The 12367-nt window shown below is 47.2% G+C and carries 8 protein-coding genes and 1 tRNA gene; 7 read left to right on the forward strand and 2 right to left on the reverse strand.

All coding sequences use genetic code 11. From position 1 onward, the window contains the following. Window positions 1–18 precede the first annotated feature (18 nt). The 7 genes from aspS (at window position 19) to ACLTOH_RS00330 (ending at window position 10440) form a co-directional block, all read left to right on the forward strand. Window positions 19–1782, forward strand: a complete 1764-nt coding sequence (gene aspS / locus ACLTOH_RS00300) for an aspartate--tRNA ligase (protein ID WP_022313287.1) — start codon at window positions 19–21, stop codon at window positions 1780–1782. Between the two features lie 75 nt (window positions 1783–1857). Next, a complete protein-coding gene (locus ACLTOH_RS00305) occupies window positions 1858–2559 on the forward strand; it encodes a 4'-phosphopantetheinyl transferase family protein (protein ID WP_412223075.1) in 702 nt (233 codons plus the stop codon). Between the two features lie 88 nt (window positions 2560–2647). Further along, complete coding sequence (locus tag ACLTOH_RS00310; RefSeq protein WP_227733712.1) at window positions 2648–4396, forward strand: ABC transporter ATP-binding protein; 1749 nt, start codon at window positions 2648–2650, stop codon at window positions 4394–4396. After that, window positions 4396–6141 carry an ABC transporter ATP-binding protein gene (locus ACLTOH_RS00315; RefSeq protein ID WP_412223076.1) on the forward strand — a complete coding sequence of 582 codons (1746 nt, stop codon included), beginning with the start codon at window positions 4396–4398 and terminating at the stop codon, window positions 6139–6141. The genes ACLTOH_RS00310 and ACLTOH_RS00315 overlap by 1 nt, the downstream gene beginning before the upstream one ends. Window positions 6142–7008: 867 nt before the next feature. Continuing rightward, complete coding sequence (locus ACLTOH_RS00320; RefSeq protein WP_412223077.1) at window positions 7009–8331, forward strand: glycoside hydrolase family 3 N-terminal domain-containing protein; 1323 nt, start codon at window positions 7009–7011, stop codon at window positions 8329–8331. 200 nt (window positions 8332–8531) lie between these two features. Further along, window positions 8532–8777, forward strand: a complete 246-nt coding sequence (locus ACLTOH_RS00325; RefSeq protein WP_262593393.1) for a hypothetical protein — start codon at window positions 8532–8534, stop codon at window positions 8775–8777. A gap of 217 nt (window positions 8778–8994) precedes the next feature. Continuing rightward, window positions 8995–10440, forward strand: coding sequence for an ISLre2 family transposase (locus ACLTOH_RS00330; protein ID WP_412223078.1), 1446 nt, complete (start codon window positions 8995–8997; stop codon window positions 10438–10440). Between the two features lie 492 nt (window positions 10441–10932). On the opposite strand, the gene ACLTOH_RS00335 is transcribed toward ACLTOH_RS00330, so the two are convergent. Then, window positions 10933–11004: transfer RNA gene (locus ACLTOH_RS00335), tRNA-Gly, on the reverse strand. A gap of 89 nt (window positions 11005–11093) precedes the next feature. Next, complete coding sequence (locus tag ACLTOH_RS00340; protein ID WP_022312935.1) at window positions 11094–12161, reverse strand: acyltransferase family protein; 1068 nt, start codon at window positions 12159–12161, stop codon at window positions 11094–11096. Window positions 12162–12367 lie beyond the last annotated feature (206 nt).

The raw sequence follows: 12367 nt of genomic DNA on the forward strand, positions 1-12367 counted from the left end.
GACGAAGGAGCAAAAGCAATGATTCAGTCCAGAACCCATAATTGTAATGAACTTCGGATCGGCAACGTTGGCGAGAGAGTCACACTGGTCGGCTGGTTCGAGAACATGAGAAAAGTCAGCAAGAATCTCGGATTTGTCATTTTGCGTGATTTCTACGGAACCACTCAGCTGGTAGTAGAGACCGAAGAGATGATGAACGTGATGGATGGCATCAACAAGGAGTCCACCATCTCCGTGGAAGGTGTGGTAAGAGAGCGTTCCAGCAAGAATGCCAATCTGCCTACCGGAGAGATCGAAGTTGTGCCCGACAAGATCGAGATTTTAGGTAAGTGTATCTACAATGCACTTCCTTTTGAAATCAATCAGTCCAAGGATGCAGACGAGAATGCCCGTCTGAAATACCGTTATCTGGATCTGAGAAATCCGAACATGAAGAAGAATATCGTGATGAGAAGTCAGATCGTGGCAGAGCTGCGTCAGAGAATGTATGCTCTGAACTTCATGGAGATCACCACCCCTATTCTGACCTGTTCTTCCCCGGAAGGTGCGAGAGATTATCTGGTTCCTGCCAGAAATCATCCCGGCAAGTTCTACGCTTTGCCCCAGGCACCCCAGCAGTTCAAGCAGATCCTGATGGCTTCCGGTTTTGACCGTTATTTCCAGATCGCTCCCTGCTTCCGTGATGAGGATGCGAGAGCAGACCGTTCTCCCGGAGAGTTTTATCAGCTGGATATGGAGATGGCCTTCGCTTCTCAGGAAGATGTATTCTCCATCGTAGAGCAGGTACTTCCTCCCGTATTTGAAAAGTACGGTATTTATAAAAATGCTTCCAAGGCTCCGTTTGTACGGATTCCTTATCTGGAGGCTATGGACAAGTATGGTTCCGACAAGCCGGATCTGCGTATCGATCTGGTACTGACCGATGCCACCGAGGTAATGCAGGGCTGTGGCTTTGCTGCTTTCGAAGGTCAGACGGTAAAGGCCATCGTGGTGGATGGCTTCACCGCTACCCGTAAGCAGATCGATGCTATCTGCGCAGAGGTAGAAGTACAGACCGCACGCAAGGGATTCTGGTTCCGTGTAGACGAGAACGGAGAGTTCGTAGGCGGTATCTCCAAGTTCTTGCAGGATCGCAAGGAAGAAGTCATCAAGGCTCTCGGCCTTAAGAACGGTGACTTTGTAGGGCTTGCCGCAGGCAAGAAGCTGGAAGCGCAGAAGACAGCAGGTGTATACAGAAAGCTGCTGGGTGCAGCCAGCGAGAAACATATGAAGAAGGATTGCTACGAGTTCTGCTGGATTGTGGATTTCCCGATGTATGAGATCGGTGAAGAGTCCGGCGAACTGGAATTCTGTCATAATCCGTTCTCCATGCCCCAGGGCGGTATGGATGCGCTGAACAATCAGGATCCTCTGGAGATTCTGGCATACCAGTACGATCTGGTCTGCAACGGCGTAGAGCTGTCCTCCGGCGCAGTGAGAAACCATGATCCTGAGATTATGATCAAGGCATTTGAGCTGGTAGGTTTGGGTGAAGCCGACGTGAAGGCTAAGTTCCCTGCCATGTACAATGCATTCTGTTACGGAGCACCTCCTCATGCAGGAATCGCTCCCGGCGTAGACCGTATGATCATGTTGATCTGTGGTGAGGAAAGCATCCGTGAGATCATTCCTTTCCCCATGAACAAGAATGCCATGGACATTATGATGGGAGCACCGGGCACGGTAGAGCAGAAGCAGTTGGATGAACTGCATCTGGCCATCACCGCCAAGCCGGAAGAATAATAATGAGGCTGTCGCACGATTTCTGTGTGACAGCCTTTATGTTGGGTATATATGGCAATTTGTCAGGAGAAGAATATGGCTGTAGGAATTTATGTATTGCATCTGCACCCAGGTGAGGAAGAAATCAGGCGGACATTCCTGCGGGAAGCTGCAGAATGTGTGGATCCGGTGCGGTGTAAGAAGGTACAACGGCTGAAAAGCACCGGAGCAAAGGCAGCCAGTCTCGGCGCGGGAATGCTGTTGCAGAAGATGGCTCTGGATCTGATAGACGGTACGGAGAATACCGGAATCCTGTTTCTGGAAGAGGATGAGCTGCTTGCGGTGTTACAGGAGCGGATGCACCGGGACAAGGCGGGGGCGTTATCCTTATCCTACGAATATGGAGAACTGGGGAAGCCACAGATCGTGAATATCCCGAAAAAATTCAATCTGTCTCATTCCGGAGACTATGTGGTCTGCGCGGTAGGAGACGGAGAAGTGGGAGCGGACATTCAGAAATGGGTTCCCTATAAGGAACGGACGGCAGAGCGTTTTTTTGCGCCAACGGAATGGAAACTGCTGCAGGAACTGCCTGCGTCACAGCGCACGGAACTGTTTTACCGATTGTGGAGCAGAAAAGAAGCCTACGGCAAATACACCGGCCAGGGGATCGGCAGTGCAGTGGGAGAAGATTTCTCCGACGAACAGAACTGGCAGGAAAAGCAGATATGTTTCTGGGAACGGGTTCTGGAGGATAGCTATTCGCTGGCGGTCTGTTACGGAACAGCAGAAGCGTAAAAAGAAAGGAACGGGAAAGCTGTAAAGGGATAGGAAGCATGAAAAGCGGATGCGCATTACATGGAAAGCGCGAAGAAATGAGGACTTTATGAAAAGATTAATGATGTATCTGAAAGATTATAAGAAAGAGTCCATACTGGCACCACTGTTCAAACTGCTGGAAGCATTTTTCGAACTGATGGTTCCTCTGGTAATGGCAAATATTATTGACTATGGTATTTCCAACCGGAATATGGGTTATATCGGGAAAATGGGACTGCTCCTGTTACTCCTTGGTGTAGTGGGACTGGCATCGTCCATTACTGCACAGTTTTTCGCAGCCAAGGCGGCAGTGGGGGTATCCACCAAACTGCGGCAGGCATTGTTTGACCATATTGAGGATTTGAGCTTTACGGATATTGATAAGGCGGGAACCTCCACCATGATCACCCGTATGACCAGTGATGTGAACCAAGTGCAGTCCGGTATCAATATGACCTTACGTCTGTTCTTACGTTCCCCGATCATTGTCTTTGGTGCCATGATCATGGCATTCACCATTGATGTGAAATGTGCCCTGATCTTTGTAGTGGCGATTCCTTTGTTGTCCATTGTGGTATTCGGTATTATTTTATCCACAATCCCTATGTACAAAAAGGTGCAGTCCAGGCTGGATCAGGTATTGGGCATCACCAGAGAGAATCTGACCGGTGTCCGTGTCATTCGTGCATTCCATCAGGAAGCGAAGGAAGAAGAGCGATTCCGGGAGAACAATGAGGCATTGTCCGCCATGCAGATCTTCGTAGGTAAGATCAGTGCCTGCATGAATCCTGTGACCTATATCATTGTAAACGGAGCCATCATTGCTCTGATCTATACCGGCGCAGTACAGGTCAATATCGGTAACTTAAGCCAGGGTGAGGTAGTAGCGATCATCAACTATATGAACCAGATCCTGGTAGAGCTGGTGAAGCTGGCGAACCTGATCGTAACCATGACCAAGGCGCTGGCCTGCGCAGATCGTGTGGCTTCCGTATTTGAAATCGGTGCAGATGCTGCATATATGGGAGCGCAGAATCAGAAACTAGCGGATAAGGTAGATAAGAGCGCACCTTTCTTAGACTTCAAACATGTATCCCTGACTTATCAGGGAGCCGGTGCACCTACTTTGCAGGATATGAACTTCACCGTAAACCGTGGCGATACCGTAGGTATCATCGGAGGTACCGGTTCCGGTAAGACCTCTCTGGTGAACCTGATTCCCGGCTTCTACCCGGCAACAGAGGGCGAGATCCTGCTGGAAGGCAGAGATATCAAGACCATGAGTGATGAGGAGCTGCGTGGGCGTATCGGTGTCGTACCTCAGAAGGCGGTTCTGTTCAAGGGAACGATCCGCAGTAATCTCCAGTGGGGCAAACCGGATGCTACAGAAGAGGAAATGTGGAAAGCACTGGAACTGGCACAGGCATCGGAAGTGGTAGAGGGCAAGGACGGTAAGCTGGATGCCACTGTGGCACAGAACGGTAAGAACTTCTCCGGTGGACAGAGACAGCGTCTGACCATTGCGAGAGCCCTGGTCAGAGAGCCTGAGATCCTGATCCTGGATGACAGTGCCTCCGCACTGGATTATGCCACCGACGCAAAACTGCGTGCGGCACTGCGTACCCTGGAAGATAAGACCACGACCTTTATCGTATCCCAGCGAGCTTCCACTATCCGCCATGCGGACAAGATCATCGTACTGGATGACGGTGAGATCGCAGGTGTGGGAACCCATGATGAATTGTTGAAGGATTGTACGGTATATCAGGAGATTTATTATTCCCAGTATCCTGAGCAGAGAGGAGGTGTTCGGTAATGCAGAAGACAAATAATAAAGCAACCATGAAGCGTGTGCTGAAATATATCCGGAAATATACACCGGCACTGGTACTCTCCCTGCTGTTAGCAGGCCTGACCGTGTTACTGACCTTATATATCCCTATCCTCACCGGTAATGCGGTGGATCTGATCATCGGCAAGGGACAGGTAGATATGCCGGGTATTTTTTCTATTATGAAAAAAATTGCCATCGCAATGATCATCACAGCAGTCGGCCAGTGGGTCATGAACACCTGCAACAACTATATTACCTATCATGTGATCCGGGATATCCGTACGGATGCTTTTGCAAAGCTGGAGATCCTGCCCTTAAAATATCTGGATGCCCATGCTTACGGTGATATCGTGAGCCGTGTTATTGCGGACGTGGATACTTTCGCAGACGGTCTGCTGATGGGATTTACCCAGCTGTTCACCGGTGTACTGACGATCCTGTGTACGCTGGGCTTCATGTTGGTGACCAATGTGCCCATCACATTGGTAGTAGTATGTATCACTCCGGTATCCTTCCTGGTGGCAAAATTCATTGCAACCAAGACCTACTCCATGTTCAAGGAGCAGTCCGAGACCAGAGGCGAGCAGACCTCCCTGATTGAGGAAATGATCGACAACCAGAAAATTGTAAATACCTTTTCCAGAGGAGAAGCGGTGAAGAGCAAGTTTGGAGAGATCAACGGCAGATTGCAGAAATGCTCGCTGAAAGCTATCTTTTTCTCCTCCATTACGAACCCGGCGACCCGTTTCGTTAACAGTCTGGTATATGCCGGTGTCGGTGTGTTCGGTGCGCTCGTAGCGATCAAGGGCGGTATCAGCGTAGGCCGTCTGTCCTGCTTTTTAAGCTATGCGAACCAGTACACCAAGCCCTTCAACGAGATCTCCGGCGTGGTAACAGAATTGCAGAATGCTTTTGTCTGTGCCGGACGTATCTTCGATCTGATCGACGAGGAGCCTCAGGTGCCCGATGCTGCGGATGCAAGAGTATTGGAAGATGCCCAGGGTAATGTGGATCTGAAGAATGTATACTTCCAGTATGTGCCGGAGAAGAAGCTGATCCAGAACTTTAACCTGAAAGTTACCCCCGGTCAGAGAGTTGCCATCGTAGGCCCTACCGGATGCGGTAAGACCACCGTGATCAACTTGTTGATGCGTTTTTACGATGTGAACTCCGGGTCCATTCAGGTGGATGGTACCGACATCCGGGATATCACCAGAGGAAGTCTCCGTACCAATTACGGTATGGTGCTGCAGGAGACCTGGTTACGTTCCGGCACTATCCGTGACAACATCTGCATGGGTAAACCGGACGCTACCGAGGAAGAGATCATCGCAGCAGCCAAGGCATCCCATGCCCATAGCTTTATCAAGCGACTGCCCCAAGGGTATGACACCGTGATCACCGAAGACGGCGGCAGCCTGTCCCAGGGACAGAAACAGCTTCTGTGTATCACCAGAGTCATGCTGTGCCTGCCTCCCATGCTGATCCTCGATGAGGCAACCTCCTCCATCGATACCCGTACCGAGATCAAGATCCAGAACGCATTCGCCAAAATGATGGAAGGCCGCACCAGCTTCATCGTAGCCCACAGACTTTCCACCATCCAGAGCGCTGATGTCATCCTGGTAATGAAAGACGGAAACATCATCGAACAGGGCAACCATGAGACCCTGCTGGCAAAGGGCGGTTTCTACGCGAATCTGTACAATAGCCAGTTTGCCGTGTAACGAGACATGCAAAGGCAAGGAAAGAACCGGTTTGGTAGCTTGCTAACCAAACCGGTTCTTTTTTTGCCTTTATACGGCGACAGCCGTCATCCGCCGAAAGCCCGCCAGGGCTTTTGGCGGATGCTGGCATGGCTCGTTACACTTTCCACGGTAGCGGCACGCTCTTTGCCCTTGCCATTCTCTCTCAAAAAAGACAGAAAATATATAGAAAAATGTCGAAAATTGTAAAAATACACCAACACAGTAAAAATATTGAAAATAAACTAAAATATTTAAAGAAATGTGTTGACAAATATACATCCCTGTAGTATATTAAACTTAACAAAAGAGAAACGGAACAACCCAACAAAGAAGGTTGGGAGAGAAGTACAAAAGAATCTATAGAAAGAGAGGTACAGTCCACCTAACAATTAAAGTCCTACCACAATCTTCCATGATGTACAACTGAATAGAACTACCAAAGAGAACCAATTTACATAGAGAACATCAAGTACACAGAAGAAAAAGTAATGAACAACAGAAGATAAAAATTATCTCACATTACAGTACATCCGTACAAAAGAAAAGTGGAAAGAGAACAAAAGACAAAATGGAAGATAAAGCAAACAAATGAAAGAGAGGACAGGCCATTGGAGCTTGCAGTCTGAGAGGGCGTACTGATTGAAAGAATGATCGGTACGCTCTCTTAATGTTGTATAACTATTCAGAGCCAAGTAAAAAATCAAGATGGTCGTCAAATGCTTGCATTTGTAAGTCCATATTGGATTTTTTATTTTGCGAATGAGGTTCTGAATAGTTGTACAATTTTCCAGTGGAAAAACCTACCGATATCATGTACAATAGAAGAATAGTACAGATAGAGGAGTTATGAAAATGGACACAAACGAACAGAATCAGCAGGACAAAAGAGAACTCAGACATAAGAGAAGACAGAGAAATCAGATCATTGCATATACGGCCGTAGGTATTATGATCCTGTTGCTGGCGGTGGGAATTGCTTTTGCTGTAAGCAAGATTACCAGCATGAGTCGTAATCAGGAAGAACAGCAGAACAAGGTGGATGAGATCCTTTCGGATGAGGAGACAATCCAGGCACCGACGGAAAGCCAGGAGACAGTGGTGGAACTCACGGATGAGCAGAAGCTGGATACCATTATTAATGAGGCAATCATCCAGAACATGCCTCTGGAAGATAAGGTAGCCGGATTATTCATTACGACGCCGGAATCGATCACCGGTGTGTCTGCGGCAGTACAGGCGGGAGACGGTACCAAGGATGTGTTATCCCAATACCCGGTAGGTGGAATCGTATACGCTGCGAAAAACATCCAGTCTGCAGATCAGCTGAAGCAGATGATCGATAATACCAAATTATATACCAGCTATCCCCTGTTTATTGCCATTGACGGAGAGGGAAGCGATACAGATGCGGTAGCTGCGGCAGGCCTTGGTACTAAAGTGGACACACCCCAGAGCATCGGGGCTACCGGAGATACCAACAATGCGTACCTAGCGGGAACCACGGTGGGAACTTATCTGGCAGAGCTGGGCTTTAATCTTGATTTCGCACCTTCTGCAGATCTCAGTGTAGTGGATGGAAATGCGGCAGGCAGCAGTTCTTACGGATCGGAAGCGGACAATGTGGCATCCTTTGTAGGATATATGCAGGCAGGATTACAGGAGCAGAAGGTGACCGCATGTATCGGACAGTTCCCTGGTATCGGCAGCAGTACCCAGAGCACGAAGGACGGCATGGCATCTACAGACAGAAGTGCGGAAGATTTCAGAGCCAATGAATTTGTGGTTTTCCAGACTTGTATCGACAATGGCATGACCAAAATGATCCGCATCAGTAATATGGCGTCATCTTCCCTGACCGGAGACAATACCCCCTGCACGTTCTCCAGCGCGGTGGTAACGGATATTTTAAGAAATGAACTGAATTTCCGCGGTGTGATCGTGTCCGGAGCCATGAATGAGGCTGCAATCTCCAATTACTATGGAGCAGATGAAGCTGCGGTACTGGCACTTCGCGCAGGCTGTGATATGATCTATGCACCGGAAAATTTTGAGACGGCATACAACGGAGTATTGGAGGCTGTACAGAACGGCACCATTTCCGAGGAACGCATCAATGATTCCCTGCGGAGAATCTACCGTATCAAATATGCGGATAAACTGGAACAGTAAAGAAGATAGAAGACGATTGCATGTGAGTGCAGTCGTCTTTTTTCTTGTAAAAAATTGCCGTTCATGTTATCTTAGCAATAAGAGCAATATTTCTCTTACAAATTCTCATATCGTTGACTAGCGATCTATAGTCGTTTTCCCAGAGACGTGAATGGAAGAAAGAAACATGAAGTTAAAATGAAGGTGGTGAAAAGAGTGAAGTGTATAGCATAGGAAAAATAAATCAAAAAATATATAAATGTATAACAGAGGATATTATTACCGAAGAGGTTATTATCATAGACAATCAGATTCAACATATTAAGGACAGATATCCAGAGGCATATAATAAAGTATTGAAAAATATACAGGAGGCAATAAGTACCCCGGGTTATATTATTAGGGATAAGCATGCATATACGGGACTGATTATTAAAAGAATACAAACGGAAGAAGGATTTTTATAGATTGTATTAAGATTATGTACTTCGGGGGATGAACATGGATATAAAAATTCTGTGATTTCATGCTGGAAAATTAGTGAGAGAAGATTGCAGAATTACTTGCGAAATAAATATAGAGTAAAGTTTTTGTCAGTTGAATAAAAGAAAAAAAGAGAGTACCAACATCTCTGTTATAATGGATTTGACGAGAATCTAAAATACAGACGATGGAGGCACTCTCATGAAAAACATTATAGCATATTCAATGGAAAAGCTGTACAAAGATTTGGAAGAAGCAGATGAACTTTTTCTCTCATCCGGGATGAAGGACATGGAATTGTACGAGAAGCAGCTTGCGGAGGCTGCAAGAAAGGCTGTAGCAGAGCACATGGCAGCCCTTTACAGCGACATGGATCGTATGCTGTGTGAGGATATTTCCAGAGCTGAAAAATATACCATCCAGAGGCATGATGAACGCCAGCTGCTGACTACAGTGGGACCGGTTTGCTTTACCCACACGCTGTTCCGAAGCTGTAAGGATGGAACCTGCCATTATCTTCTGGATGAATGGATGGAACTGGATGCCCATGAAAGACTGAGCAGCCGTGCGGAAGCTGAGGTGCTGGCCGAAGCGGTAAAGACCAGCTATGCCAGTGCTGCCAGGGTACTGGGAGAAGATTCGTTGATCAGCAAGACTGCCGTCATGGATAAGGTACACGGAATCCAGACAGAACTGCCCTTCCCGAAGCCGGAGAAGAAAAAGTGTGTGGAATACCTTTATGTTGAGGCAGACGAGGATCACATTCACAAGCAGGAGAAAAACGGAACAGAGAAGAAGGGCAGCATGATCGGGAAGCTGTTGTATCTGTATGAAGGACAGGAAAAGAAAGACGGGCGGAAGGAACTGAAGAATGTCTTCTACCTGGGAGGTCTTTGCAGCGGAGGAGAAGCAAACAGACATCTGTTTGAACGGATGCAGGAATACATCGACACGAACTACGAGAGCCGGTATCTGAATGCGGTGTATATCAGTGGAGATGGAGGAGCATGGATCAAAGCAGGGGCGGAATATATTGAAAAGGGAGTTCCGGTACTGGATAAGTTCCACATGATGAAATATATCAACAAGGCGGCCAACCAGATGCTGGATGAGGCAGGGGAAGCCAAAGGACGGCTGTGGAAGGCCCTGTATAAGGGCAAGAAGAAAAAGTTTGTAAAGACTATAAAAGCTATCCGGAAATGTGCGCCGAACGAAAAAGCAGTGAATGACTGTGAGGAATACCTGCTGAACAACTGGGATAGCGCAGTGAGAAGAATGCAGGATAAGAATGTCTATGGATGCAGTGCAGAAGGTCATGTGAGTCATATGTATTCCGACCGGATGAGTTCCCGTCCGATGGGTTGGAGCGAAGCCGGAGCGGATGCGATGTGTCAGCTGAGATGCTATGTGAAGGATTACGGAGAAGAAAAGATCCTGGAACTGGTAAAGTACCGGCGGAGCCATAAGCAGGAAGAAGCAACGGGAACCGAGGAGATATCAGTGCGTCCAAACAGGGGATACATGAGGAGTCTGTTACTCCACAGTCATGACAATGACAGGGTATACATCGAAAAGCTGCAGGCAACCATCCCGAGTATAGACATCCGGAAAAAGCTTGCAATCCGGGAGCGTCTGGGAGGTATTTGACAAAACACTGTGGGAGAAGTAGACTATGAGAAAACGATCTGGGCAAGTTCATAGCAGGGAATCTTCTGCGACTCTCCAACTGACAGTAAGTTTACTCTATCCGAAATAAAGAAATTCTTTACAGTAGGAAATAAACAGGGTATAATCTATATACAATAAGAGAGGAACTATCCGAGGTGGTAAATTTCGTTGCAACCACGCACCCTATGGGTCAAAAGAGATGCAGGAGAGGCGACGCCTGCCGGATGGTTTCTTGCTTATGTTATTGAGTCACCATTTTGTGGTGGCTTTTTTAGTTTTAACCACATTCGTTGTAGAACCAGCTGTCTACAATTTCATGCAGACACAAAAAGAGCGGAAACCCTGTAAAATCAAGGCTTCCGCTACAAATAAAAAGAGCGCGGACCGGAGCGGAGCGTAGACATCGAACTTTCGAGCCCTGCCAGGGCTCGAAAAAAAGAACGATACCGATTTGGTATCGTTCTTTTTTCAAGCGCGAGACGGGGATCGAACCCGCGACCCCCTCCTTGGCAAGGAGGTGCTCCACCGCTGAGCCACTCGCGCATATCTTACGGACAAGTTATAATATACTATAGGGCTCCGGAAATGTCAATAAAAAAAGTGTGCATCTTTTTTGTAAATTGCATATACAATTAACGCAGCAGTATTCTACGCAGCCATCCGGTGAATTTCCGCTCTATCAGGATCCAGCACAGATAAGCCAGAACAATGCTTATTACAACGCTTACGATCAGTCCGACAACAGATAATACGGATAGGGTGGAAAAGTCAAATACCACACGGTCCAGAAACATAACCGGATAGTAGTGTACCAGATACAGGGAATAGCTGATATTTCCCAACTGCACAAAAAAGCGGGGCATGGAAAGCCGCAGGCCTGCGAGAAAAGCAAGGATTAACAATAGCAGAGCAGGGAGCCCCCACTGGGGAAGCCTGAGGAACCCAATCACATTGATCCGGGGCGTAAAGTAAGCAAGCAGACAAAAGATTACCGGGATACATACCGCGGATACGAGGCTTACTGTCCGCGAAACCGGATGAAGGGTATGCCTGCGATACAAATACCGCAGCAGATAGTAAGCCAGAATTCCGAAGAGAAATTCCAACATGACAGGATCTCCGTAAAAAATGAGGAAAGGAGAAAGTACATTACCTATCGGAGACTGCCAGGATGAGATCGCCGGAGCAAATATCTGTACCATTCCCACCAGAATCACCAGAAATGCGCTGCAGATCAGACCGCGGTATTTCATGCTGATGTGAAAGGCAATGAAAAACAGCAGATAGAACAGCATTTCACAGTTAATGGTCCAGCCGATCCGTACCAAAGGCTGGATCGCTCCGCTGCCGATATCAAAAGGAATAAACAGCAGACTTTTGACCAGATAGGAAAAATCGTGTCTGGTCTGTTGGAACATGGAAGGAAACAACAACAGCGACAGATAGGTGCCCAGTGTCATCAGGTAGTAAAGCGGAAGAATCCGGACCAGGCGTTTGCGGAAGAAATATTTGGTACTTTTTTCCGTGGTAAACATGATCATGAATCCGCTGATACAAAAAAAGATGTCCACACCGAAAGCTCCGAAGTTCAGAAAACGGACATGCTGAAATACCACAAAAAGAGCAGCCAGACCGCGTAAAGCCTGGATGCTGTCAAAATGCAGTTCATGAAACTCTTTATTAACTGTTATATTTTCCATAGAAATAACCATGCCTTTTTGTACTAGCTTACGAAATATAACTCCATTTTAACATTTTTGCGGGAGATTGGGAAACATTTTATTCAGGAAAAAAACTTGCGTACTGCGATATAAAATAATACAATAATAAGTAAAATAGATTATGCCCACCGGGCTGGGCATAGGAACCGGCGAACCGTGATTTGCGGAATTGACATAGAATAACA

The organism is Waltera sp. (assembly GCF_046969025.1).
Taxonomy (GTDB): domain Bacteria; phylum Bacillota; class Clostridia; order Lachnospirales; family Lachnospiraceae; genus Acetatifactor; species Acetatifactor acetigignens.

Bases quoted from the DNA above. Each gene is read 5' to 3' on its own strand.
- aspS (WP_022313287.1), top strand. From the start codon at position 19: ATGATTCAGTCCAGAACCCATAATTGTAATGAACTTCGGATCGGCAAC.
- ACLTOH_RS00305 (WP_412223075.1), top strand. From the start codon at position 1,858: ATGGCTGTAGGAATTTATGTATTGCATCTGCACCCAGGTGAGGAAGAA.
- ACLTOH_RS00310 (WP_227733712.1), top strand. From the start codon at position 2,648: ATGAAAAGATTAATGATGTATCTGAAAGATTATAAGAAAGAGTCCATA.
- ACLTOH_RS00315 (WP_412223076.1), top strand. From the start codon at position 4,396: ATGCAGAAGACAAATAATAAAGCAACCATGAAGCGTGTGCTGAAATAT.
- ACLTOH_RS00320 (WP_412223077.1), top strand. From the start codon at position 7,009: ATGAAAATGGACACAAACGAACAGAATCAGCAGGACAAAAGAGAACTC.
- ACLTOH_RS00330 (WP_412223078.1), top strand. From the start codon at position 8,995: ATGAAAAACATTATAGCATATTCAATGGAAAAGCTGTACAAAGATTTG.
- ACLTOH_RS00340 (WP_022312935.1), bottom strand. From the start codon at position 12,161: ATGGAAAATATAACAGTTAATAAAGAGTTTCATGAACTGCATTTTGAC.